Raw genomic sequence first — 23,129 nt, 5'->3', positions numbered from 1 at the left:
AGCAGCTTCCATGCGGATGCGCTCGCGAAACGCCCGCCGCTCATCCGTCAGCCCACCGCCTTGCGGATACCTCATACCTCGGACATACCGCGACGGTCACCAGGCGTCAGCCTCACGCGACACCACGCCTACAAGCTCAGTAATCACCGAGCAGCAGGACCAGCCTGCAGCCATCGCCGGTCATACGCTGACCCCGCCCTGAGCCATCCCGAAACCAAGGAGTTGTTTCGGCCGCTCTCTGGCCGGTGTGGACGAGGCCCTGCGCCTGGCCACGCTCGCCGCCTTCGACCGCGTGATCGGGCTCGGCCTTGAGCAGCTCAATGCCGACGGCGGCCAAACCAAGGCCCCCTTGGGCGGCAAGTGCGCGGGCAAGAGCCCCATCGACTGGAACAAACAAGGCGTCAAACGCTCATGGCTCACCGAGGCATACGGCATCCCGCTGGTCACTGAACCGCCGGGCATGGACCCTCTATCGCTGGCCCGGCCGCCTCGAAGCCTCCGCATCCGGTGACCAACCAGCGGGCGCTCTAACTCAGCCCGCATACAGCGAAGTTAACCGGCACGCAAGACCGCCGAACTACATTGTCTTCACGCGCGAGGCAGGGTCATCTCCCGTTCATGGCAACGAAGTTGGCCAGTGCAGTCCGTTGTCGTTGAGCTCTCTACGCCGTTAGCCTCCATCCACGACCGATACCAACAAGGGGGATGCGACATGTCCATCGGGATAACGCGGGGGGTGCGCGTCACCGTATTTGCCGCGCTGACTGCGTTCGCCGTTCTCGGAGCACTGCTCCTGGCGACGCCAGCGGAGGCGCTCGGGGATAACCGCACGGTGGAACGTAGCTGCGGCAAGAACTATGTGGCGAGCGGGTACTGGTCCAGCTCCGACACCAGTTGGGCGCAGACCAAGCGTCAGAGTGGAACGTGTCAGGGCACGCTGAGCGTGGCGTTTGAGAGGTACGACGGCTACTGGACCACACGCAAGTACGGAGATCGCAATGAGGCCTACACCACGATCGGCTTGAAAGCCCGGTACGGCTTGCACTGGGGCTGCAACGACTGCAACGTGACCAGGAGCTAGCGCACGTATGCGAGCACTGCTGCTGCGGCTGGCCGCCGCACTGACGCTGGCCGCAGCGGTATCTGCCGCGATGGTCTCCTGTTCCCCGACTGCCGACCCTGGCGATCAGGGAACGGTCAAGGCCGACGCGCGCAGTGCCCAGGAATGGGCACTGGCCGACGGCGTCGTCACACCAGCGGAATACCGCAACGCCGTGGACCGGTTCATTTCCTGCGTACGGAAGGCCGGCTATGAGGTCAGTGCCCCCTTGCGCAGCCCGGTAGATGGTCTGACCCTGCTGTACGAGATCACTCCGTCAGGGTCACCGGACGTGTACAACTCCGCAGTGGAGGAGTGCAATCTCTCGCATATCTCGGACATCGAGCCCGCCTTTGTGGAAGCCAGGCCGCAGGTGATGGACGAAGAGCTGCGTCGGGCCGTCTCGGCATGCCTCAAGGCGAGCGGCGTCCCAGTGACGGGGAAGGAGCGGAACTTCCCTGACTTCAAGGAGGTCGCGGCGGAGGACGCGATGGCGGTGCAGTGTGTATCCGACTCGGCACGGAAGATGTTCCCCGAACTCCCGGACGAGCTGATTATGCGCGGCTGACCGATGCCGATGAAGGGGAATAAGACCGCCTCACCACATAGGACACGGTCTTAGGGCACGGTGAAGAGGACCTTGTCCTCGTCCGCGGCGGGGTCCGCCTGCTTGAGCCTGGCCCTGATGCTGGATCCGAGCTGGAGATCCAGGCCGTTGGTCGAGACGACCTTGGCCAGCACGGCGGGGTCGGCCAGGAACACTTTGCCCTCGCGCGGCCTGCCCCGCTCCGCGTCGGTGTCGATGACCCTGGCGTCGAACACCTCGCCCACGCGGTCCTTGAGCAGCGCGGCCTCGGCCAGGTCCACGGTCTGCCGGTCCGCCGGGCCGCCCTTCCCCCGTGCCGTGTCGCACGGGATGCAGGACAGGGCGTCGAGCACCCAGTTCGGCGGGGCCTTGTCCGCGCACGCCATCACACACAGCTCACCGGCGTACCGGTCGACCAGACGCCGCAGCGGAGCCGTGCAATGGGTGTACGGGGCCGCGATCGCTGCGTGCATCGTGTACGCCGGCTTCTGGTTGTCGCGGAAGACGGTGTACTCCGCCTTGAGCATCGTGCTCGTGGCCTCGGTGAGGAAGGCCATGTGCTGCTGGTTCTGGGGATCGAGCTTGCGGACCAGCGTGGCGTACGAGATCCCGGGACGCCAGCCGATGCCCAGGGCCTTCGCGATGTCGTGCAGGCGCTTGATCACGTTCTGATCGGCCTGCTCCTTCTGGGTCCGCAGGATGCCGGTACCCGTGTCGAGTATGATCTGGGCCGCGGACATCCCGGTCATGAGGGAGATCTGCTCGTTCCAGCCCTCGACCGGCAGCGTCGCCACGTAGCGCAGCCGGAACGATCCGTCCTCAAGGGTGACCTCCTGGTCCGGCAGATTCACCGAGATGCCGCCGCGCGCGATTTCGACGGCTTCCCGCAGCTCGCCGATCTCGCGCAGCAAGGCTAGGGACTCCTCCGCCGTGCCGTTCTCGATGGCCTGCTGGGCGCCGGCGTAGTCGAGCTGGGTCCGACTTCGGATCATGGCCCGGCTCACGGACGAGTCGGTCAGATTGCCGTGGGCGTCTAGGTCGTGCTGCCACAACAGGGCGGGACGGTCCTGGTTCGGCAGCAGGCTGGCCGCGCCTTCGGAGAGGACGGGCGGGTGCAGGGGCACCTTGAGGTCGGGGAAGTACAGCGTTTCGATCCTGTCGTGCGCCTCGATGTCCAGAGGGCTGCCCGCCCTGACGAAGGTCGCCACGTCCGCGATGGCGTAGTACACGCGGTAGCCGCCACCGGGCCGCCGTTCCAGGTGCATGGCCTGGTCGAGGTCCTTCGAGGTCGGCGGATCGATCGTGAAGAACGGCAGGTGGGTGGCGTCCTTGTCGGGCAAGCGCGCCTCACCCGCGGCCTTGTGGGCCGCTTTGAGTACGCGCTTGGGGAAGCTCAGGGGGACCTTCAGCTCCGCGCGGAGTTCCTCCAGCGCGGTGCGCAGAGCGTCCTGGGCCTCGGCAGACATGTGCATCAGGCGGCGTTGCATGCCCCGAGCGTAGGGCGGCGGTCACGAACCGGCGCGGCGAGCAGGGCCGGGCGGCGGAGGGGACCGGGGCGACGGCGGCCCCGCGGGGAGGGGACATCGCCGGAGGGCGCGCGACGACAGCTACAGCACCTCGCCGCGTTGTCGGATCACCCGAACATGCCCAGTATGAGGACGATCCTCCGCCTTGCGATGCATCGCATCTGACGCCGCGCGCTGATCCACCGGGGATTACGGGAGAGCCCTTAGGGGTTGGGACGGTCCGGGCGTCGCAGGCCTGCTCGGCGCGCTGGGCCGTGCTCGCGATCTCCTCCGCCCGGATCACGGCAGGAGCGCGGCAAACGAGTTCGGCACCCGGGATTTGAGGTGCTGCCATTCGCCGGCGCTCACATGGCGCTCCAGAGATTTCAGTACGGTGCGCACCAGCTTCTCGCTGCCGCCCTCGACCGCATAGGGGAATTCACTCCGGACCCGTGCGAGGAACTCCTCGTTGCTCATCTTCACGGGTGTCTCGGCCGGTTTCCAGCCGTCGTAGTAGACGCCTCTGACGATGGTCGGGAGCTGGGCTCCGAACTGTACGGCCGTCTCGACCGGGAGACGATCCCGGAGCGGGTGCAGCACGGCCCGCAGTGCCGCGTACGACTGCTTGCGCCGGTCTTTCGGCCATTCGAAGGCCTCCTCGACGTCTTTGAGGAGCCGATTGGCCTTGTCCACCATGGTGTCGAACGAGGAGAAACCTGTATCGACCATGTGCGTGGGCCTTTCGTTCTGGGCGCCTCACGGGCTCAGTCCGCGAGGTCGGCCTTGCCGAACAGGACCGCGTAACTGGAGGGGAGTTGGCTGATGACCTGATTCAGTTCTCCGCCGGTGACAGCGTCGGCAACAGTGGTCAGGACCGCGCTGGCGTCCCACTGCGCCGTCCGCGGCCGGGCATGGGTGCGCTCGGCGACCCGGCGGTAGAACTCTTCGATCCCGAAGCTCTGCGCCTGCTGCGGTGTGGCATGTTCCAGAACTTGTCCCAGCGGGCCGGGCAGCTGGGATGCGAGGTCCTTGACCTCTCCCGGGCTGATCCGTTGGGCCAGCACTTCCAGCACGGCGTTGGTGGCGTCCGCGGCTTCGTCCTGGTCGTTGTATTCGCCTCGCTCGCGTACACGGGCGAGGAATCCGTCGTACTTCATCGCTGCCTCCTTCTGCCCCGGTCACTCTGGTCATGGGGGTCGTCCGGTGCGGTGTCGAGCCGTCCGGGTCCGTCCGTCGGCGCGTAGCTGCCGTTGGCAAGGCTCCTTGCCCTGGACTCCCGCTCGGACTCACGCAGGGCACGGCGGAAGCGTCCGGGGCCCCAGGAACGGCCGCCCACGGCCTGTTCGAGTCGGTCGCGGCTCGTCGGGCCGGTTTCTTGGAGCGCGTGGGTGATCTGTTCGATCTCGTCGTCGAGGCGTTGTTCGGCCATGGCGGACGTACGGCTTGCCGTGCCCGCGGTGCCGGCCATCCCCGGCGAGTACATGGTGCTGCCCGGTCCGGTGCCCGGGCGGTAGCGGCGGGCTCCGGTGCGCTCCCGCTCCCGGCGGCGGGCGGTGCGGTCGGCGATCCGCTGTTCCCGCTCGTGCTCGGCCTGCCGGATGTGCTCGGGCCGGCGGCGGTCTCGTGCGTCCTGTGGTGCGGGCTCGTTGCGCCAGGCTGCCTCGGCTTCCTCAGCGGTGAGCGGACGGGCGATGTTCTCCAGGGACTGTTGTTCGGCCCGGACGCCGAAGAAGACCTCGGCCAGCCCGCCCAGCGCCATGGCTGCCGCTCCGACGAGGAAGCCGATGGCCACCAGGTCGGCATCGCCACTGTGAATCAAGTGGCCGAACAGCAGCGGGCCGGTGATTCCGCCCACGGCCGTGCCGATCGCGAAGAACAGCGAGATGGACAGGGCTCGGGTCTCCATGGGGAAGACCTCGCTCACCGTCAGGTAGGCCGAGCTCGCTCCCGCGGATGCCACGAAGAAGGTCAGCGAGACCAGCAGGAAGAACGACCATGTCGTCAGGGAGCCGTTGATCAGCAGGACGGCGAGGACGGCCGCCACGACTGCTGAGCCGAAGTAGGTGCCCGCGATCATCGGCTTTCTGCCGACGGTGTCGAACAGTCGGCCGAGAAGGAGTGGTCCGAGGAAGTTGGCGATGGCGAAGAGGGCGAGGAAGTAGGGGATCGAGCCGGAGCCGATGTCGAAGAAGCCGTTCAGGATGGTGCCCAGGTCGAAGACGATCGCGTTGTACAGGAACGCCTGTCCGATGAAGAGCGCCAGACCGAGAACGGCGCGACGCGGGTACCGCCGCAGAGCCGCGTTGGCGATCTCCCTGAACGGGATGACGTCGCGCTGGCGTACGGTGACCGCCTCGCCCGGTTCCGGCAGCTCACGGCCGGTCTCTTGGTGCACCTCGGCCTCGATCTGGTCGACGATGCGTTCAGCCTCGGCTTGATGCCCGTGGATGAACAGCCAGCGTGGACTCTCCGGCACGTGGCGGCGTACCAGCATGATGCCCAGGCCCAGGATGCCGCCCAGGCCGAAGGCCAGTCGCCAGCCGAGGTCGGCTGCCAGCAGACCCTCGTTGAGAAGCAGCACGGCGACCAGGCTGCCGAGCGCCGCACCGACCCAGTAGCTGCCGTTGATGGCCAGATCCACCTGCCCGCGGTTACGGGCTGGAATCAGCTCGTCGATGGCCGAGTTGATCGCGGCATACTCGCCGCCGATGCCCATACCGGTGATGAAGCGGGCGAGGTAGAGGTACCAGGCGTCGTGGGCGAACGCGGTCGCGACGGTGGCGAGGATATAGATGCCGAGCGTGAGCATGAACAGCTTCTTGCGCCCGTAGCGGTCCGTGAGCCTCCCGAACAACAGAGCGCCCGCACACGCGCCTGCCACGTAGATGGCGGCGGCAGTGCCTATGTCGGCGCTGGTCAGGTTGATGCCACTGCCCGGCTCGGTCATACGGGCGGCAACCGCCCCGACGATCGTCACTTCGAGTCCGTCAAGAATCCAGACGGTTCCCAGACCGATGACGATCCGCCAATGGAATCGGGACCACGGCAGCCGGTCAAGCCGGGCGGGGACCTTGGTCGTGACGACACCGAGCTCGGCGGTGGTGGTCATGCCGTGCCTCCTCGTTCAGGGCCACGGGCTGTTGCCTGCAGAGGGACAGAGCAGGCCGGAATGGACTGGTCCGCATAGGGTGGTCTTCTGTGCTGCGCTGCCAACTCCTGGGACACCGTTTCCGCTTTCTCCATGAGGGCGACACGATGCTCTGGCACTGCGTGCGTGGGTGCGGAGCGGAGGGAAGCAAGCGATATCCCACGGCCCAGGACGCCGAGCGTTACGCACGGGCATTCGACCGCGAAGACCAGGCGGACCTGGGCCGGCGAGCACCGCTGGGCCTGCTCCCCCTTCGGCTGCTGCGCGCCTGGCGTCTGCGGCGCCGAAAGGAAGCCGGTGGGGAGCCGCATGCCGAGTCTCCGCCGCCATGAGGGGTTGTCATACGGGACGTCGTTCATATGTCACCCCGGGTGTCGAGCCTCGTCGGCCCGGCCGCGATGCCGGAGGGGTTTCCGGAACCGCGGCGTTCGCCTCTCAGCCCTTGTTCTCGGTGTTTTCACCCGTCTCGCTGATCTCGATGTGCCGGGGCTTTGCGACCTCGGCCTTGGGGACGGAGACGGTGAGCACCCCATCCGACATCTGCGCATTGATCTTTTCGGTGTCGACCTCTCCGGGCAGCCGCAGCCGGTACTCGAAGGATCCGGTGCGGCGGGTGCTCCGGCGCAGGATGCCCTTGCGTTCCTTCTCCTTGATCTCTCCGGTGACCACCAACTCCTGGCCGTTCGCTTCGACGTTGATGTCCTTGCTCTTGACGCCGGGGAGTTCGATCTCGACGTGGAAGGCGTCGTCGGACTCCGTGACATCCGCCAGGGGTGTCCATGCGACTGCGGGCGCAGTGCCTTCCAGTGTGGATTCGATCAGTCCGCTCATCTCGCTGAGCAGTTGGTCGAACTCCGTCAGCGGGTTGCGTGCCCAGCCGACGGGGCTGCCCTGCATTGCGCCACCGCGGTGACGCCGGACGGGCGTGGTCATTCCCATCGCCTCCTTCTCCTTCTCGTGATTTCGTCGCCCGCTGGGTGTCATGCGAGCCAAGCGGACTCCTTCGGACGGGTGCGTGAGGAGCTGTCGGTGCCGCCGGGCGCGGCCGTGTGGTCCAGGTAGCGGTGCACGAAGTGGATGCTCATCGCGCCTTCGCCGACCGCGGAGGCCACGCGTTTCACCGAGCCGCTGCGGACGTCACCGGCGGCGAAGACGCCAGGCAGGCTGGTCTCCAACGTCAGGCAGTCGCGTCCCTGGCTCTGCCACAGACCGGGAACGGAGCAGGCCTGCGCCTCCGCGCCGGTGAGCACGAAGCCGCGCGCGTCGAGCGCGAGCGCGCCGGACAGCCACTCGGTGTGGGGGTCGGCGCCGGTGAAGACGAACAGGGCCCGCACCGCGAGGTGGCGGTGCTCGCCCGTACGGTGGTCGACCACGGTGACCGCCTCCAGCGCCTTGTCGCCGAGTGCCTCGGTCACCTCGGTGTGCAGCAGCACGCGCACCCGCGGGTGCCGCTCGACCTGGTCGATCAGGTAACGGGACATGTGCGCCTCAAGACTCGGCCCACGGACGAGCAGATACACCTGCGGTGCGTACCCGGCCAGGAAGAGCACGGCCTGCCCCGCGGAGTTGCCGCCGCCGACGACCGCCACCGGGTCGGCACGGCACTGCTGGGCCTCGTAGACGGTCGCCGAGTAGTGGACGCTCGCGCCCTCCAACGGCTCGATGCCGGGCACATGGAGGCGGCGGTAGTGGGCGCCGGTGGCCAGGACGACGGTACGGGCGGTGATCTCGCTGCCGTCGGCGAACCCGACGGCGTAGTGGCCGTCCCGCCGTTCGAGCCGGGCTGCCTCCGCCGGGACGCTGATCCGGGCGCCGAACTTGCTCGCCTGGAGCACAGCCCGCTCGGTGAGTTCGGCGCCGGATATGCCGGAGGGGAAGCCGAAGCAGTTGTCGATGCGGGACGACGTCCCGGCCTGGCCGCCGGTGGCCATCGCCTCGACCACGGTCGTGCCGAGGCCCTCCGAGGCGGCGTTCACCGCGGCGGCGAGACCGGCCGGACCGGAGCCGACGATCAGGAGATCGCCGCGGCCGTTGCCCGACGGCAGGGGCGACAGACCGATCAACCGGGCCAGTTCGGCGTTGCTCGGGTTGCGCAGCAGGGTCGTGTCCCGCCAGATCACCAGCGGCGTCTGCTCCGGACCGACCGCGAAGCGGCGCAGCAGCGCCTCGGCCTCCTCGTCCGTCTCCAGATCGATCCAGCGGTGCGGCAGCCGGTTGCGGGCGGCGAACTCGCGCAGCCGCCGGGTGTCGGGCGAATAGCGCGAGCCGATGATACGGAAACCGGCGCCCTGCCCGACGAGCAGAGCACGGCGGCCCAGGCAGGCGCGCAGCACCACATCACCGAGGATGGAGTCCCGGGTCACCAGGTCACGCAGCTGATCCATGGACAGGGCGAGGATCTCGCCGGGGTCCCTGACCACGGCGGTGTAGAAGGCCACCTGTCCGTTCAGGAGGCCGAGTTCGCCGATGAAGCGGCCAGGGCCGTGCACACGCAGCAGGCGTTCGCCGGGTGTGCCGTAGCCCTCGACGATGGCGACCGAGCCACTGAGGACGACATAGAACGCCTCGCACCGCTCCCCCTCCCGGATCAGCACGTCACCGGCGTCAACCGCGCGCCTCTGGCCGTGCTGCGCCAGGCGGGCCATCTGGTCGTCCGACAGGCGGGGATAGGCGCCGTAGATGTCGGGGGTCTCGAAGGGGACGCTCTCCTCCGTCTCGTCCGGCACGGGCGCTGCGCTCGGCCGCGTCTCGTCGCCGGGCATCACACGAACGCCTCGTGGACGAAGCACCACCGCCAGTCCTCGCCGGGCTCCAGCGACGCCACGATCGGATGGCCGTCGGCGGCGGCGTGACGGCGGGCGTGCCGGTTCGGCGAGGAATCGCAGCAGCCGACGTGGCCGCAGGTCAGGCAGAGCCTGAGGTGGACCCAGGGGGAACGCGTGGCCAGGCATTCCTCGCACCCTGGGGCGCGCGGAGTGACGCGGCGTACGAGGGCGAGGTGCGGGTCTGTTCCTACGGCCATGGCCGATCACCCTTTCCCGGCCGGTTCGTGGCCCGCGATCGAGTGCTCCACCCACTGCCGCAGGGCAGGGGCAGGTGCGGCACCCGCCTGTCGGGCGATGGTCTGTCCTTTGTCGAGGACCAGCAGCGTCGGTACCGCCTGGACCTCGAACCGCTGCGCCAGGCGCGGGTTCTTGTCGATGTCGACCTTGACCAGCTTGATCTTTCCCGCGAGATCGGCGGCGACCTTCTCCAGCGCCGGGCTCACCATGCGGCAGGGGCCGCACCAGGTGGCCCACAGGTCGACGACGACGGGCACTGTGGCCTGCTCGACGACCTCGGTGAAGTCGTCGTCGCCCGCGTCGGCCATCCACGGCAGAGGCTGCTTGCAGTTGCCGCACCTGGGGCTGCCCTCGGCCACCACGGGTACCCGGTTGGTGCGCCCGCAGTGCGGGCAGGTGACGTTGGTGGCCTGCACGGTGGTCATGCCGCCCTCGCTCCCTTCACGTCCTCGGGCTGGTCGTAGGTGACCACCAGCTCTGCGTGCTGGGCGTCGATGCGGACCGTCGCGCCGTCCTGGACGTCGCCGCGCAGCAGGGCGCGCCCGACCAGGGTCTCGACCTCGTGGGAGATGTAACGCCGCAGCGGCCGGGCCCCGTACACCGGGTCGTAGCCCTGATGGGCAATCACCTCCCGGGCGGCGTCGGTGAGTTCGACGGTGATGCGGCGCTCGGCGAGCCGCTGCCGCAGCTCGTCGAACTGCAGCTCCACGATCCGCTCGATCTGGGACTCGCCGAGCGGCTTGAACAGCACGATGTCGTCGACGCGGTTGAGGAACTCCGGGCGGAAGTGCTCACGCAGCTCGCCCATCACCAGGGCGCGGGCGTCCGGCTTGATCTCACCCTCGGCGGTGGCGCCGTCGAGGAGGTGCTCGGAGCCGATGTTGGACGTCATGATGATCACGGTGTTGCGGAAGTCGACCGTGCGGCCCTGGGCATCGGTGATGCGGCCGTCATCGAGGATCTGCAGCAGGGTGTTGAACACATCGGTGTGCGCCTTCTCGATCTCGTCGAACAGCACGACCGAGTACGGCTTGCGGCGTACGGCCTCGGTGAGTTGGCCGCCCTCCTCGTAGCCGACGTATCCGGGCGGGGCCCCCATCAGCCGGCTGACGGTGTGCCGCTCCTGGTACTCGCTCATGTCGAGGCGAACCATGTTCTCCTCGGAGTCGAAAAGGGCCCGGGCGAGGGTCTTGGCCAGCTCGGTCTTCCCGACGCCGGTGGGGCCGAGGAAGATGAACGAGCCGATGGGGCGGCGCGGGTCGCGGATGCCGGAGCGGGCGCGGATGATGGCGTCGGCGACGAGCTTGACGGCCTCGTCCTGGCCGATGACGCGCTCGCGCAGGATCTCGTCGAGGCGCAGCAGTTTCTCGCGTTCGCCCTCCTGGAGGCGAGCCACGGGGATGCCGGTCCAGGCGGCGACGATGTCGGCGATCTCCTCCTCGGTGACGACCTCGCGCAGCAGCCGGTTCTGCCCTTGTTTGGCGGCCAGTTGGTCCTCCTCCGCGGCGAGTCGGCGCTCCAGGTCCTGGAGGCGGCCGTAGCGGAGTTCGGCGGCGCGGTTGAGGTCGTAGGCGCGTTCGGCCTCCTCCGCCTCGTGGCGGACCTGCTCCAGTTCCTGGCGCAGTTCCTGCACGCGGCGGATCGCCTGCCGTTCGGCCTCCCACTGGGCGTGTTTGGCGTCGGCCTCGCCGCGCAGGTCGGCCAGTTCCTTGCGCAGTTCCTCCAGGCGGGCCTTGCTGGCGGCGTCGGTCTCCTTGGACAGGGCGGCTTCCTCGATCTCCAGGCGGGTCACCCGGCGGGTGATCTCGTCGAGTTCGGCGGGCATGGAGTCGATCTCCGTACGCAGCCGGGCGCAGGCCTCGTCGACGAGGTCGATGGCCTTGTCGGGCAGGAAACGGTCGGTGATGTAGCGGTGGGAGAGCGTCGCCGCCGCGACCAGCGCGGTGTCCTGGATCTTGACCCCGTGGAAGACCTCCAGGCGTTCACGCAGTCCGCGCAGGATGGAGATGGTGTCCTCCAGGCTGGGTTCGTCGACCAGAACCTGCTGGAAGCGGCGTTCGAGGGCGGCGTCCTTCTCGATGTGCTTGCGGTACTCGTCCAGGGTGGTCGCGCCGATCATGTGCAGTTCGCCGCGTGCCAGCATGGGCTTGAGCATGTTGCCGGCGTCCATGGCGCCCTCGGCGGCGCCCGCGCCGACGACCGTGTGCAACTCGTCGACGAAGAGCAGGATCCGCCCCTCGGCGGCCTTTACCTCGCTCAGCACGGCCTTGAGGCGTTCCTCGAACTCGCCGCGGTACTTGGCGCCTGCCACGAGCGAGCCCATGTCGAGGGCGAACACCGTCTTGTCGCGCAGTCCTTCGGGCACGTCACCGCGCACGATGCGCTGGGCGAGCCCCTCCACTATGGCGGTCTTGCCGACGCCGGGATCGCCGATCAGGACAGGGTTGTTCTTGCTCTTGCGGCTGAGGATCTGGGTGACGCGGCGGATCTCGGCATCCCGGCCGATGACGGGGTCGAGGCGCCCGGTCCTGGCCTCGGCGACCAGGTCACGGCCGTACTTCTCCAGGGCCTCGTAGGCCACCTCGGGGTTGGCGGAGGTCACGCGCTGGTTGCCGCGGACCTGGGTGAGCGCGCCGAGGAAGGAATCCCGGGTCACGCCGTGCTCCTTCAGCAGGCGCCCGGCGGCGGTCGCCGAGCCCTCCTCGGCCAGGGCCAGCAGCAGGTGTTCCACGGACACGTACTCGTCCTTGAGGCGTTTGGCCTCCCGCTCCGCCGCGTCCAGCAGCCGGGCCAGTCGCTGGGTGACGAAGACCTGGCCCGGTGCCGCGCCGGGGCCGGTCACCTTGGGCCGGCGGGAGAGCTCCTCGCGTACGGCCGCGCGCAACTCCTCGGGCTCGGTGCCCGCCTGCTGCAGCAGCCGCGGGATCAGGCCCTCTTCCTGGTCGAGGAGGGCGAGCAGCAGATGCTCGCCGTCGACCTCGGTGTGGCCCAGGCGGCCTGCGGCGCTCTGGGCCTCCTGCAGGGCTTCCTGGGACTTCTGTGTCAGGCGGTTCATGTCCATGGTGGTAGATCACTCCTCATGCCTGCACGCCGCAGCGCGGCTTCGAGCAAGCTGATGCGATCGAGCAGGTCGAGCACCAGACCGACGGATGCATAGTTCAGGCACAGCCCGGTGCGCAATCGCTGGACGCGGGCCAGGGCGGCCGGGGCCGTGGGGGCGAACACCAGCCGTCCGGAGGCGTCACGGTCGGCGTCCACCAGTCCGAGTGCGACGAACCGACGGATCAGGTCGGGATGGACGCCTGAGCGGCGGGCCACGGTCTCCAGGGAGAGCCTGGGCACGGGCACGATCGCGTACTGCACGCCCACCTCGTGCGCGCGTGCGTGGGACGTTCTGGCCTCGGCCGGTCGGTCGCTCATCACGTCCTCCTGGGGTCGAACGAGGAGACAGCGGCAAGTTCCTCCAGCAGCTCCCGCTCCCGGTCGCTCAGCCGGGGCGGCACCATGATCCGCAGCTCCGCGTACAGGTCTCCGTTCGCGCCGCGCGGGCCCGGCAAGCCCTCGCCGCGCAGCCGCAGGCGCCGTCCGCTGGAGGACCCGGCGGGCACGGTCACCTTCGCCGTGGCACCGCTCGGGGTGGGCACCGGTACGGTCGCGCCCAGCGCCGCCTCCCACGGGGTGACCGGAAGCTTCACGTGGACGTCCCGGCCGTCGAGGCGGAACTCGGGGTGCGGCTGGATCCGCACCCTCAGGTACAGGTCCCCGGCGGGAGCGTCGTCTCCGCTCCCGCGCCCGCCCTCACCGGCCAGCCGGATGCGCTGCCCGTCGGTGGCGCCGGGCGGCACGTCGACCTGGTAGCGCCGCTGCCCGGACGGCCCGGCGAGGGTGACGGTACGGCGGCCGCCCCGATATGCCTCCTCGACGGTGAGCGGCAGCTCCGCCTCCTGGTCGGCGCCGGGCACACGCATCCGCCCGGCGCCCCCGAACAGCGAGCCGAACAGATCCTCGACGTCGACCCCCTCGCCCCCGAAGCCTGCCGTGGAGTACCGCACCCGGGGACCGCCGCCGGTGGTCCCCCAGAAGCCGCTGCCGGCTCCGGCGCCGGCGGCGACGCGCTCCTCCCAGTCCTCCGGGACCTTCCGGAAGTCCTCGCCGAAGCGGTCGTAGCGGGCTCGCTGCTCCGGATCGGACAGGACGCTGAAGGCCTCATTGATCTCCTTGAACCGCTCCTCCGCCTGGGGGTCCTTGTTGACGTCGGGGTGGTACTTGCGGGCCAGGGTGCGGTAGGCCCGCTGGATCTCGTCCGGGTCGGCGGTGCGCGCAACGCCGAGCACTTCGTAGAAGTCGCGTGCCATGGAGGGTCACTCCCGCTTGGCGACGGTAACGGCGGCAGGCCGCAGCTGCCGCTCTGCCTCCCCGTAACCGGGTCGCAGTACCTGGACCACGGTGTTCGGATCGGCGTCGGGATCCTGGACCACGCCGACCACCTCGTGCCGGGCCGGGTCGAATGACACGCCCCTCTCTGCGTGGCGCGGGTAGCCCAGCCGCTCCAGGACGTTCACGGCCTGGTCGCGCACGGCCCGGACACCTTCGACGATCGCGTCGGGGTCGGCGGTCGCGTGGCTCAGGGCAAGTTCCAGGTTGTCGATGACGGGCAGGAAGGCCGCGGCCGTACGGGCGCGTTCGGCCGCGGCCTCCCGCGCCAGCTCCCTGGCGTGGCGTTTGCGCAGGTTGTCGAGGTCGGCCAGGGCGCGGCGCCAGCGGTCCTCGGCTTCTCGCAGCGCGGCCTCGTATTCGTTCTCGGGTGCGGCGGCGCTGGTTGCGGCGTCGGGCCCCGGCTCGGCCTCCTCGGTCGGCGGTCCGGACTCCTCAAGGTGCCCGCGCGGCGGCTGTACGGCGCCTTTGGGCGGCGGGTCGGGCTCTCGGCCCCGGTGTGGCTCGGGCATGGGGGCCACCTCAGCCCTTGTCGAACTCGGCGTCGATCACATCGTCGTCGTCCCCGGCGCCGCCCGGCGCGGCCTCGCCGGGACCGGATCCGTCCGGTGAGCCGGTGCCCGCCGGACCGCCCGCGGCGGCTCCAGCCTGGTGGGCTGCGAGCCCCGCGAAGACCTGCTGGAGTTCGGACGTCAGCGGCCGGACCTTGTCCACCCCGGCCTCGTTCTTGACGGCCTCGCGGGCCTCGGCCACCAGCATCTCGGCGCGGGCCTTCTCGTGTGCGGGCGCGGTGTCGCCGAGCTCGCCGAGACGCTTTTCGACCTGGTAGGCGATGGCGTCCAGTTCGTTGCGGGCGTCGACCGCCTCGCGCAGGGCCTGGTCCTCGCCACGGTTGCGCTCGGCCTCCTGGACCATCCGCTCGACCTCGGTGCGATCGAGGTTGGAGCTCTCGCTGATGGTGATGCCCTGCTCCTTGCCGGTGTCCTTGTCCCGCGCGGTGACGTTGAGGATGCCGTTGGCGTCGATGTCGAAGATGACCTCGATCTGCGGCTCGCCGCGCGGCGCGGGGCGGATGTCGGTGAGCTGGAAGCGACCCAGGACCCGGTTGTCGGCAGCACTCTCACGCTCGCCCTGCAGGACGACGACATCGACGGCGGGCTGGTTGTCCTCGGCGGTGGAGAAGGTCTCGGAGCGGCGCACCGGGATGGTGGTGTTGCGCTCGATGATTTTCGTCATCACGCCGCCGCGCGTTTCCACGCCCAGCGACAACGGGGTGACGTCGAGCAGCAGGACATCCTTGACCTCGCCCTTGAGGACCCCGGCCTGGATCGCGGCACCCATCGCCACGACCTCGTCGGGGTTGACGCTCATGTTGGGGTCCTTGCCGCCGGTCAGCCTCCGCACCAGGGCCTGGACGGCGGGGATGCGGGTGGAGCCGCCGACGAGGATGACCTCGTCGATGTCCTTGTCGCTGACCTTGGCATCGTCCATGGCCTGCCGCACCGGTCCCAGGCAGCGCTCCACCAGGTCACCGGTGATCTGTTCGAACGTGGACCGCATGATCGTCGTGGTCAGATGCTTGGGCCCGGAGGCGTCGGCCGTGATGAACGGCAGACTGACCTGCGTCTGGGTCACCGAGCTGAGCTCGGTCTTGGCCTTCTCGGCGGCCTCGAAGAGGCGTTGCAGGGCCTGTGGGTCCTGGCGCAGGTCGATGCCGTTCTCCTTCTGGAAGCCGTCGGCGAGCTGGTCGACCAGCCGGCGGTCGAAGTCGTCGCCGCCCAGATGGCTGTCGCCCGCCGTGGACCGTACCTCCACCACGCCGTCGCCGACGTCGAGGATGCTGACGTCGAAGGTGCCGCCGCCCAGGTCGAAGACGAGCACCGTCTCGTGCTGCTTCTTGTCCATGCCGTAGGCGAGGGCGGCCGCGGTCGGCTCGTTGATGATCCGCAGCACTTCCAGACCGGCGATCCGTCCGGCGTCCTTGGTGGCGGTGCGCTGGGCGTCGTTGAAGTAGGCGGGCACCGTGATGACCGCCTCCGTGACCCGCTCTCCCAGCTGCTTGGAGGCGTCGTCGGCGAGCTTGCGCAGCACCTGCGCGCTGATCTCCTCAGGCGCGTAGAGCTTGTCGCGCACCTTGAAGCGGGCGGCGCCGCCGTCTCCCTCGACCACGTCGTACGCGACGGCCTTGGCCTCTTCGGAGATCTCGTCGAAGTGCCGGCCGATGAACCGCTTGGCCGAGTAGATGGTGCCCTTGGGGTTGAGGATCGCCTGACGTCGGGCCAGCTGGCCCACCAAGCGCTCGCCGGTGTCGGTGAAGGCCACCACGGACGGCGTCGTGCGGTTTCCCTCACTGTTGGGAACGACCGTCGACTCGCCGCCCTCCCAGACAGCGATCACCGAGTTCGTGGTGCCCAGGTCGATGCCTACTGCCTTGGCCATGAGGAACTCCTTTCGCGACGGGCGGCCCCCGTTTGCCTCGGAGTCGCGCCCGGCCTTCCGCACTCGCTCAGGTGACGGCGGGACCGCTCCGCGGGCGGCTGCTCTTCCAAGCGCCGCTGCTTGTGCCGGCGCCGGTCGCGCTGGGCAGCTCGGCCAGCATCTGCACCGCCTCGTCGGCGACCGCCTCGTCGGCGACGACGTCGTACCGGCTGGGCTGCATGAAGCTCACCGAGGCGAAATCCCGGCGGCCACGCTGGGCCGCGTGCACCAGCAGGCCGAGCAGAGCACCGACGAGTGCTCCGAAAACCAGCCCGTACAAGGCGAGGAGCAGCCCCGACACGACCGGGTCCAGCCAGTTCAGCAGCCCGAAGATCCACCCGATCAGTGCACCGGGCAGGGCACCGCTCGCCGCGCCCTGGAGGGCGGCCCCGCCGTGTCCCATGCGGCCGGTCACCTGCTCGACCAGACGCACGTCCTGCCCGATGAGGGCCACCCTCTCGACGGGAAAACCCTGATCGGACAGGTGATCGACGGCGCGTTCCGCCTCCTGGTAGGTCGCGTACGAGGCGATGGTCCTGCGGGCCTGCTCGTTCATCAGCCAGTCCTTCCTGCCACGGCCAGCGGTGCGCCCGGCGATCCCTGACAGGCACAGAGTCGCAAGAGAGCAGCGCGCTCCGCCTGCACCCGATAGGTCAGAAATCGACGCGGTCGGTCGGTCCACGAGAACAGGGCTCAAATTCGAACAAGTCGGATTGCCTTGCCCAGGCTGGGTACGCGGGGCTCGCACCGGCGTGGATCCCACGACTCGCTCGATCGCCTCCGATGACCGGAGGGGGACGGAGTGCCCATGGCCTCCCATCCGTCACAGAGGCTTTCCCCGCACGTCTCCGACCAGACGGTGACCCGCCACCCGAGCAACACCGCGGGCACCGAACGGCACGGCCCCCGTCCGCTCGCGGCGCTGGACCCACACGGGCTGCTGGTGCTGTCCCACACCCTGTTCACCTGCGCGGAGCAGAGTGAGATCGTGCGGTTGGCCATGCGGCACGTCAGTGCCCTGGGTCCCTACCACGCCGAGGCCGGATACCTCGCGACGGACGGCGGTTTGTCCCGCGTCCCCGGCCACGACGTGGGAGCGCCGACGGTCGACGACACGGGGATGAAGGAGCTGGGCGAGGCTGACGGTTCCGTATCCGTTCCAGAGCGGTCCTGGACCTGGGCGTTCGGCCTGCGCGAGGCCGGCGGTCTGCTCGGCTACCTCGTGGTCTCCTCTCACTCCGAGCCCGACGAGCCGGGGCACTTCCTCCTCTCGACCCTCGTGGGTCTCACATCGGCGGCCCTGTCACTGGCGGCCACGCGCGCCTGGCAGCACGACAACGCCGGCGAACTGAGCCGCCTGCGCACCGAACGGGACACCGCACTGCGGCAGCTGGACACAGTGCGCTCCGAGCTGCACCTGCATATGACCGTGCACGAGACCCTCGCCCGTGTCACTGCCCGGGGCGGCGGCGAGGACGCCATCACCCAGGCGCTGTACGAGCTCACCGGGCTGTCGGCGCTCATCGAGGACCGGTTCGGCAACCTGAGGTCCTGGGCCGGTCCCGACCGGCCCGACCCCTATCCGGTGCGGCCCTCGGCCTCCCAGGAAGAGATGCTGAGCCAGGTCGCGCGCGAGGCGGGCCCGGTCAGAGTCAAGGACCGGCTGATCGCCCTGGCCCGGCCGCGCGGCGACGTCCTCGGCGTACTCGCCATCGAGGACCCGGAGGCGACGGCCAACGAGCACACCATGTTCGCCTTGGATCACGCCCAGCGGTCGCTTGCCCAGGAGCTCGTACACATGCGCGAACTCACCGAGGTCGAACTGCGGCTGCGCCGCCAGCTGATCGACGACCTGTTGGAGGGCACTGACGAGACGAGCGCCTACGCCCGGGCCGAAGCCGTCGGCCACGACCTGCAACGTACCCACTACGTGGTCGTGGTGCACTGGCCGGGCAACGCCGCCGACAGCTCCTTCACCCGGGCCGTCGAGCAAGCGACCGCCACCACGGCGACCCGCCCGCTGATCACCCGTCGCGGCGACCGGGTGGTCCTGCTGACCGAAGCAAGACCCGACGACGATGCCGTGCACACGGCGCTCGCCCATGAGCTGGGGACACCCGACGGCGCGATCGGGGTGAGCACCCGCTGTGACTCCCCGGACGGCATTCCCCGCTGCTACCAGGAGGCACTGCGGGCCCTGGAGGTGCGGCAGAACTCCCGCCAGCGCAGCGGGACGACGTTCTTCGACGACCTCGGGGTGTACCGGATCCTGGGGCCCGGCAACGATCTCCAGGAACTCGAAGACTTCGTGCGAGAGTGGCTCGGCCAGCTGATCGACTATGACGCAGAGCACGACACGGAGCTGGTGGAGACGCTCTCGCGCTACTTCGACTGCGGAGGCAACTACGACGATGCGGCCGCCGCGCTGACAGTCCACCGCAGCACCCTGCGCTACCGGCTGCAGCGCATCCGTGAGATCACCGACCGCGACCTGGCGGATGTGGACACCCGGCTCAATCTGCAGGTGGCAACGCGCGTCTGGAAAATCATCCTGGGCGGGCGGGGGCGCTGACCGCGGAGACCCGCCTCACGGGCTGCGGAGAAGGGTTCGGGTCTCATGGTCGATCTGCTGGGCCTCTCCGGTGGGTACGACCACGATCGGTATTTCCGCCCCCGGCCCGCTGAGGATCGCCGGACGGCTCGCGTCGTCGGGCGTGCGCAGGCCGCCGGTCAGGCCGAGGGCGGTGAGCCGGGTGCATACCTCTTCGCGGACCTCGGGCTGGTCTTCGCCGATCTCCCCGGTGAAGACCAGGGCGTCGAGCCGGTCGAGGGACGCGGCCATCGCAGCGATGCCACGGCGACAGTGATGAGTGAAGACGTCCAGGGCGAGAGCGGCGCGCTCGTCGCCCGCTGCCCGGCTGCGGACGAGGTCGCGAGTGTCGTCGGAGGTGCCGGAGAGGCCGAGCAGACCGGAATGGTGATTCAGTACGTCCTCGATGTCGTCGGCGGACAGACGGTGCCGCGTCTGCAGCCAGGCCAGGGCGCCAGGGTCCACGCTTCCGCTGCGGTGGCACATCACCAACCCCTCCAGCGGTGTGAAGCCCATGGTGGTGTCGACGCTGGTCCCGTTGCGCACCGCACAGGCGGAGCAGCCGCCGCCGAGGTGGGCGATCACCAGGTGGAGCTGCTGGGGGCGCTGACCGAGCAGCTCGGCGGTCCGGCCGAGTGCCCAGGCGTAGGACAGCCCGTGGAAGCCGTAGCGGCGCATCCCGTACTCCTCGCGCCAGGTGGCGGGCACCGCGTACTCGCGGGCGGCGGCGGGCAGGCCGGCGTGGAAGACGGTGTCGAAGCAGGCTGCGTGCGGGACGTCGGGTAGCACCTTCCGGGCGGTATCCAGGACAGTGAGGGCCTGCGGGACGTGCAGCGGTGCCAGGTCGGCCGCATTCCCGAGGGCGGCCCGGACCTCGTCGTCGACCAGGACGTGGCTGCGCAGTGCGGGTCCGCCGTGGACGATGCGGTGACCCACGGCAGCGGGCGATGGCGTTTGGGCCAGCAGTTGCCGCAGAGGGCCGGACACGTCTTCGCCGGGTGCGGAGGCGCTGTGGTCTTCGGCCAGGACCTGCCCGTCGTCGCCGAACACGGTCAGCCTCAGGCTGGACGAGCCTGCGTCGGCCACCAGCACTGGGCCGATGTTTCCCGCCGACACGGTGCTCCTTCCCCGCGGTCCCGGACCGCGTCGCACGGCTGTGCCCGCAACGGCTCGGCGTGTGTGCCGAGGCAGCCGGGTACCCGCCTGACCTCGTAGGAAACGCAGGCCCACCGGATGAGCTCGGCACACCAGGAAGGTGCGGGTACCGGCGAGCGGCCGACTGTGCGGGCGCATCGGTGATCTTCCTGCGCGGCAACGTGCCATGGTGTACGCGGCGCTCAACGTCCGCGGCCGACCAACGTGACGAGTCGCGCAAGGTCGGCTGTGTCAGGAGCGACGACGACGTCCGCGAACCGGATGCCCAGCGTCGCGGCCTTCGCGCACAACACCGCCCGACCGGGATTGGGTTGGCGTAGGTCGACGCAGATCCCTCCGCGAGAAAGCAGTGGGAGATCGTCTTCGGTGCCTGACCTTCCTGCCCCGGGTTCGACGGGGGTTCGAATCACCGGTGATCGGTATCAGCGGCTGGTCGCGTGGGGTGTGTCACTGTGGTGCGGGACGTGGAGGGAAGCGCTTGCCTAGAGCGCACTCCACGCGGCTAGCGTGCACTCCATGAAGTACACGCAGCTCGGACGCACCGGACTCAAGGTCAGCCGACTCGTCCTCGGCACCATGAACTTCGGTCCGCAGACAGACGAAGCGGACAGTCACGCGATCATGGACGCGGCGCTGGACGCGGGGATCAACTTCTTCGACACGGCGAACGTGTACGGCTGGGGCGAGAACAAGGGCCGTACCGAAAGCATCATCGGCAACTGGTTCACCAAGGGCGGCGGGCGACGCGACAAGGTCGTCCTCGGCACCAAGGTGTACGGCGACATGGGTGCGGACGACGCTGCGTGGCCCAACCACGACAAGCTGTCGGCGGTGAACATCCGGCGCGCCGTGGACGCGTCGCTGAAGCGGCTGCAGACCGACTACATCGACGTCTACCAGTTCCATCACATCGACCGGGACACCCCGTTCGAGGAGATCTGGCAAGCCATCGACGTGCTGGTCCAGCAGGGGAAGATCCTCTACGTCGGGTCGTCCAACTTCCCCGGATACAAGATCGCCCAGGCCAACGAGATCGCCGCCCGGCGCGGCGGCACCATCGGTCTCGTCAGCGAGCAGTGCCTCTACAACCTCTACGAGCGCCGCGCCGAGATGGAGGTCATCCCGGCCGCGCAGGAGTACGGCCTCGGCGTGATCCCGTGGTCGCCGCTGCACGGCGGTGCGCTGGGCGGCGTGCTGAAGAAGGAGGTCAAGGGCGGCCGGCGCGACGAGGGGCGCGCTGCGGGCTCCATGTCCGGCCCTGAGGTACGCGCGAAGCTCCAGGCGTATGAGGACCTGCTCGACAAGCACGGTCTGGAGCCCGGCGAGGCCGCCCTGGCCTGGCTGCTCACCCGTCCCGGTGTGACCGGCCCGATCGTCGGCCCGCGCACGGCGGAGCAGCTCGAATCCGCCCTGCGCGCCATCGAGTTGGAGCTGAGCGACGAGCTGCTGGCCGGGCTGGACGAGATCTTCCCGGGACCGGGAGCGTCTCCGGAGGCCTTCGCCTGGTAGCGGTCGCAGCCGCAGCCGCATTCGTTCGCAGTCGCCGCCACCGTCGTCGGGACGGGGGCGGCGTTCGGCATACGGGGCGGCTGTCACGGCTACTGTCCGAGCTCCGCCGCCGCGAACCAGGACGAACATCGGCACCAGCGCACCGGCTTGTGATTCCCGGGCTCCAGCAAGCCTCTCCGGAGATCGGTGCGCGGGCCTCGCTCTGGGCTGCACGCACCCTGGCCCTGGGGACGGCCGCGGCCGCTCGGCTCGGCTCGTCCCCAGGGCGTCAGGCGACTACGCCGTGGCGAATATCTGGACGGTGTCGCCCAACGTGTCCGCCACTTCCTTCCACTCGGTGAGGGAGATCGTCAGGGGTGGCAGGAGTTTCAGCACATGCCCCGACCCCGAGGTCTCGGCGACGATGCCGGCGCGGAACAACGCGTCCCGTATCCGCCCGGCCGTCCCGGGGGCGGGGAATCTCAGTCCGCTCATCGCTCCCTTGCCGACGACTTCGGCGGCACCCGCCGGGAGGGCGTCGGTGATGCTCGCGAGGCTGGTGCGGATCGCGGCGGTCAGTTCGGCGGCGTGGTCGGTGAAGTGCGGGTCGGCCCAGTGGTCCAGGGCGGCGGAGCCCGCCACGAAGGCGAGGTTGTGGCCACGGAACGTGCCGTTGTGCTCGCCGGGGGCCCAACGGTCGATCTCGCGCCGGATCAACAGCGCCGCCATCGGTAGCCCCATGCCGCTCAGGGACTTGGACAGGCAGACCAGGTCGGGGCGGAGTTCGGGGGCGTCCTCGAAGCTGAAGAAGGTGCCGGTGCGTCCGCAGCCCGCCTGGATGTCGTCCACGATGACCAACGTGCCGGTGGCGTCGGCGAGTTCACGGATCCGGGCCAGCCACGGGCGGGGCGCGGTGTGCAGTCCGCCCTCGCCCTGGACCGTCTCCAGCAGGATCGCGGCGGGCGGGGGCGTCGCCGCGTCCGGGCCGAGGGCGTGTTCCAGGGCGGCGAACGGATCGGGCTCGGCCGCGTCGCCGTACGGGAGGATCGTGACGTCGGTCAGGGGGACGCCCGCCGCGCCGCGCAGCAGCGGGGAGGTCGTGGCGGCGAGCGCTCCGAGGGACGCGCCGTGGAAGCCGCCGGTGAAGGCGATCACCTCGGTGCGGCCGGTGACCTTGCGGGCCAGCTTCAGGGCGGCCTCGACCGCGAGGGTTCCGGCCGGTCCGGGGAACTGGACGACATGGTCGCCGAGCCCGCGCGGCTGAAGGACGAGGCTGGTGAACCGCTCCAGGAAGTCGGCCTTGGCCGTGGTGTGCAGGTCCAGCGACTGCACCGGGCCGCCGGCCGTGAGGTAGGCCGTGACCCGTTCGACGATCGCGGGCGGGTTGTGGCCGTAGTTCAGCGAGCCGGCCCCGCACAGCAGGTCGACGTAGCGGCGCCCGGTGGTGTCCCACAGGTGGTGTCCGGCGGCCCGTTCGAAGATCACCGGGAAGTCGCGACAGTAGCTGCGTACGTTCGACTCGTGACGTTCGAACACCGCGAGGGGCGTCCGGTCGGTCTCGGTCATGTCAGCACGTACCTTTCA

At 69.4% G+C, this 23,129-nt stretch carries 21 protein-coding genes; 5 read left to right on the top strand and 16 right to left on the bottom strand.

The features are described 5' to 3' along the window. Window positions 1-247: 247 nt before the first annotated feature. From ACFWYS_RS27820 to ACFWYS_RS27810, 3 genes are all read left to right on the top strand, one after another. Window positions 248-511: a hypothetical protein gene (locus ACFWYS_RS27820; RefSeq protein WP_384774451.1), complete on the top strand. Its 264-nt coding sequence runs from the start codon at window positions 248-250 to the stop codon at window positions 509-511. Between the two features lie 201 nt (window positions 512-712). Continuing rightward, window positions 713-1,081: a hypothetical protein gene (locus ACFWYS_RS27815; protein ID WP_384774449.1), complete on the top strand. Its 369-nt coding sequence runs from the start codon at window positions 713-715 to the stop codon at window positions 1,079-1,081. 7 nt (window positions 1,082-1,088) lie between these two features. Continuing rightward, complete coding sequence (locus tag ACFWYS_RS27810; RefSeq protein ID WP_384774447.1) at window positions 1,089-1,667, top strand: hypothetical protein; 579 nt, start codon at window positions 1,089-1,091, stop codon at window positions 1,665-1,667. 50 nt (window positions 1,668-1,717) lie between these two features. Here the strand turns inward: ACFWYS_RS27810 and ACFWYS_RS27805 are convergent, their stop codons facing one another. The 14 genes from ACFWYS_RS27805 to ACFWYS_RS27740 all read right to left on the bottom strand — a co-directional run bounded on the left by ACFWYS_RS27805 (window position 1,718) and on the right by ACFWYS_RS27740 (window position 16,868). Next, window positions 1,718-3,172, bottom strand: coding sequence for an RNB domain-containing ribonuclease (locus ACFWYS_RS27805; protein WP_384774445.1), 1,455 nt, complete (start codon window positions 3,170-3,172; stop codon window positions 1,718-1,720). Between the two features lie 318 nt (window positions 3,173-3,490). Then, window positions 3,491-3,919 carry a DUF2267 domain-containing protein gene (locus ACFWYS_RS27800; protein ID WP_384774442.1) on the bottom strand — a complete coding sequence of 143 codons (429 nt, stop codon included), beginning with the start codon at window positions 3,917-3,919 and terminating at the stop codon, window positions 3,491-3,493. A gap of 35 nt (window positions 3,920-3,954) precedes the next feature. Then, window positions 3,955-4,347, bottom strand: coding sequence for a DUF2267 domain-containing protein (locus ACFWYS_RS27795; RefSeq protein ID WP_384774439.1), 393 nt, complete (start codon window positions 4,345-4,347; stop codon window positions 3,955-3,957). Beyond that, window positions 4,344-6,299, bottom strand: a complete 1,956-nt coding sequence (locus ACFWYS_RS27790; protein ID WP_384774436.1) for an MFS transporter — start codon at window positions 6,297-6,299, stop codon at window positions 4,344-4,346. The genes ACFWYS_RS27795 and ACFWYS_RS27790 overlap by 4 nt, the downstream gene beginning before the upstream one ends. Window positions 6,300-6,773: 474 nt before the next feature. Then, window positions 6,774-7,271 carry an Hsp20/alpha crystallin family protein gene (locus ACFWYS_RS27785; RefSeq protein ID WP_384774434.1) on the bottom strand — a complete coding sequence of 166 codons (498 nt, stop codon included), beginning with the start codon at window positions 7,269-7,271 and terminating at the stop codon, window positions 6,774-6,776. 47 nt (window positions 7,272-7,318) lie between these two features. Continuing rightward, complete coding sequence (locus ACFWYS_RS27780; RefSeq protein ID WP_384774432.1) at window positions 7,319-9,100, bottom strand: FAD-dependent oxidoreductase; 1,782 nt, start codon at window positions 9,098-9,100, stop codon at window positions 7,319-7,321. Next, on the bottom strand, window positions 9,100-9,360 hold the full coding sequence (locus tag ACFWYS_RS27775; protein WP_384774429.1) for a UBP-type zinc finger domain-containing protein: 261 nt from the start codon (window positions 9,358-9,360) through the stop codon (window positions 9,100-9,102). The genes ACFWYS_RS27780 and ACFWYS_RS27775 overlap by 1 nt, the downstream gene beginning before the upstream one ends. Window positions 9,361-9,366: 6 nt before the next feature. Continuing rightward, entirely contained in the window at window positions 9,367-9,825 is a 459-nt protein-coding gene (trxA, locus tag ACFWYS_RS27770) for a thioredoxin (RefSeq protein WP_384774426.1), read from the bottom strand. Further along, a complete protein-coding gene (gene clpB, locus ACFWYS_RS27765; protein ID WP_384774423.1) occupies window positions 9,822-12,461 on the bottom strand; it encodes an ATP-dependent chaperone ClpB in 2,640 nt (879 codons plus the stop codon). Before clpB ends, trxA begins: the two co-directional genes overlap by 4 nt. Continuing rightward, window positions 12,452-12,820: a chaperone modulator CbpM gene (locus ACFWYS_RS27760; protein WP_384774420.1), complete on the bottom strand. Its 369-nt coding sequence runs from the start codon at window positions 12,818-12,820 to the stop codon at window positions 12,452-12,454. Before ACFWYS_RS27760 ends, clpB begins: the two co-directional genes overlap by 10 nt. Further along, window positions 12,820-13,755 carry a DnaJ C-terminal domain-containing protein gene (locus ACFWYS_RS27755; protein WP_384774417.1) on the bottom strand — a complete coding sequence of 312 codons (936 nt, stop codon included), beginning with the start codon at window positions 13,753-13,755 and terminating at the stop codon, window positions 12,820-12,822. The genes ACFWYS_RS27760 and ACFWYS_RS27755 overlap by 1 nt, the downstream gene beginning before the upstream one ends. A 6-nt stretch (window positions 13,756-13,761) precedes the next feature. After that, complete coding sequence (grpE, locus tag ACFWYS_RS27750; RefSeq protein WP_384774415.1) at window positions 13,762-14,346, bottom strand: nucleotide exchange factor GrpE; 585 nt, start codon at window positions 14,344-14,346, stop codon at window positions 13,762-13,764. Window positions 14,347-14,356: 10 nt separating this feature from the next. After that, window positions 14,357-16,273: a molecular chaperone DnaK gene (gene dnaK / locus ACFWYS_RS27745; RefSeq protein WP_384774412.1), complete on the bottom strand. Its 1,917-nt coding sequence runs from the start codon at window positions 16,271-16,273 to the stop codon at window positions 14,357-14,359. A 67-nt stretch (window positions 16,274-16,340) separates the two neighbouring features. Next, window positions 16,341-16,868: a general stress protein gene (locus ACFWYS_RS27740; protein WP_384774409.1), complete on the bottom strand. Its 528-nt coding sequence runs from the start codon at window positions 16,866-16,868 to the stop codon at window positions 16,341-16,343. A gap of 252 nt (window positions 16,869-17,120) precedes the next feature. Here ACFWYS_RS27740 and ACFWYS_RS27735 point away from each other — a divergent pair, with 252 nt between their 5' ends. Beyond that, window positions 17,121-18,884, top strand: coding sequence for a PucR family transcriptional regulator (locus ACFWYS_RS27735; RefSeq protein WP_384774406.1), 1,764 nt, complete (start codon window positions 17,121-17,123; stop codon window positions 18,882-18,884). Between the two features lie 15 nt (window positions 18,885-18,899). Here ACFWYS_RS27735 and ACFWYS_RS27730 read toward each other — a convergent pair whose 3' ends face one another. Then, window positions 18,900-20,018 (bottom strand): acetate/propionate family kinase, encoded by a 1,119-nt coding sequence (locus ACFWYS_RS27730; RefSeq protein WP_384774403.1) that lies wholly within the window; start codon window positions 20,016-20,018, stop codon window positions 18,900-18,902. A 555-nt stretch (window positions 20,019-20,573) separates the two neighbouring features. On the opposite strand from ACFWYS_RS27730, the gene ACFWYS_RS27725 reads away from it, so the two are divergent. Next, window positions 20,574-21,566, top strand: a complete 993-nt coding sequence (locus ACFWYS_RS27725) for an aldo/keto reductase (RefSeq protein ID WP_384774400.1) — start codon at window positions 20,574-20,576, stop codon at window positions 21,564-21,566. A 276-nt stretch (window positions 21,567-21,842) separates the two neighbouring features. Here ACFWYS_RS27725 and ACFWYS_RS27720 read toward each other — a convergent pair whose 3' ends face one another. After that, window positions 21,843-23,111, bottom strand: coding sequence for a diaminobutyrate--2-oxoglutarate transaminase (locus ACFWYS_RS27720; protein WP_384774397.1), 1,269 nt, complete (start codon window positions 23,109-23,111; stop codon window positions 21,843-21,845). Window positions 23,112-23,129 lie beyond the last annotated feature (18 nt).

It is taken from the genome of Streptomyces sp. NPDC059010, from assembly GCF_042740355.1.
GTDB lineage: Bacteria > Actinomycetota > Actinomycetes > Streptomycetales > Streptomycetaceae > Streptomyces.
This window is presented reverse-complemented; position numbering and strand designations above follow the sequence as displayed.

What these genes read in the sequence shown, in the direction of transcription:
- ACFWYS_RS27815 (WP_384774449.1), top strand. Translation starts at nt 713, where the DNA reads ATGTCCATCGGGATAACGCGGGGGGTGCGCGTCACCGTATTTGCCGCG.
- ACFWYS_RS27810 (WP_384774447.1), top strand. Translation starts at nt 1,089, where the DNA reads ATGCGAGCACTGCTGCTGCGGCTGGCCGCCGCACTGACGCTGGCCGCA.
- ACFWYS_RS27805 (WP_384774445.1), bottom strand. Translation starts at nt 3,172, where the DNA reads ATGCAACGCCGCCTGATGCACATGTCTGCCGAGGCCCAGGACGCTCTG.
- ACFWYS_RS27800 (WP_384774442.1), bottom strand. Translation starts at nt 3,919, where the DNA reads ATGGTCGATACAGGTTTCTCCTCGTTCGACACCATGGTGGACAAGGCC.
- ACFWYS_RS27795 (WP_384774439.1), bottom strand. Translation starts at nt 4,347, where the DNA reads ATGAAGTACGACGGATTCCTCGCCCGTGTACGCGAGCGAGGCGAATAC.
- ACFWYS_RS27790 (WP_384774436.1), bottom strand. Translation starts at nt 6,299, where the DNA reads ATGACCACCACCGCCGAGCTCGGTGTCGTCACGACCAAGGTCCCCGCC.
- ACFWYS_RS27785 (WP_384774434.1), bottom strand. Translation starts at nt 7,271, where the DNA reads ATGACCACGCCCGTCCGGCGTCACCGCGGTGGCGCAATGCAGGGCAGC.
- ACFWYS_RS27780 (WP_384774432.1), bottom strand. Translation starts at nt 9,100, where the DNA reads ATGCCCGGCGACGAGACGCGGCCGAGCGCAGCGCCCGTGCCGGACGAG.
- ACFWYS_RS27775 (WP_384774429.1), bottom strand. Translation starts at nt 9,360, where the DNA reads ATGGCCGTAGGAACAGACCCGCACCTCGCCCTCGTACGCCGCGTCACT.
- trxA (WP_384774426.1), bottom strand. Translation starts at nt 9,825, where the DNA reads ATGACCACCGTGCAGGCCACCAACGTCACCTGCCCGCACTGCGGGCGC.
- clpB (WP_384774423.1), bottom strand. Translation starts at nt 12,461, where the DNA reads ATGGACATGAACCGCCTGACACAGAAGTCCCAGGAAGCCCTGCAGGAG.
- ACFWYS_RS27760 (WP_384774420.1), bottom strand. Translation starts at nt 12,820, where the DNA reads ATGAGCGACCGACCGGCCGAGGCCAGAACGTCCCACGCACGCGCGCAC.
- ACFWYS_RS27755 (WP_384774417.1), bottom strand. Translation starts at nt 13,755, where the DNA reads ATGGCACGCGACTTCTACGAAGTGCTCGGCGTTGCGCGCACCGCCGAC.
- grpE (WP_384774415.1), bottom strand. Translation starts at nt 14,346, where the DNA reads ATGCCCGAGCCACACCGGGGCCGAGAGCCCGACCCGCCGCCCAAAGGC.
- dnaK (WP_384774412.1), bottom strand. Translation starts at nt 16,273, where the DNA reads ATGGCCAAGGCAGTAGGCATCGACCTGGGCACCACGAACTCGGTGATC.
- ACFWYS_RS27740 (WP_384774409.1), bottom strand. Translation starts at nt 16,868, where the DNA reads ATGAACGAGCAGGCCCGCAGGACCATCGCCTCGTACGCGACCTACCAG.
- ACFWYS_RS27735 (WP_384774406.1), top strand. Translation starts at nt 17,121, where the DNA reads ATGGCCTCCCATCCGTCACAGAGGCTTTCCCCGCACGTCTCCGACCAG.
- ACFWYS_RS27725 (WP_384774400.1), top strand. Translation starts at nt 20,574, where the DNA reads ATGAAGTACACGCAGCTCGGACGCACCGGACTCAAGGTCAGCCGACTC.
- ACFWYS_RS27720 (WP_384774397.1), bottom strand. Translation starts at nt 23,111, where the DNA reads ATGACCGAGACCGACCGGACGCCCCTCGCGGTGTTCGAACGTCACGAG.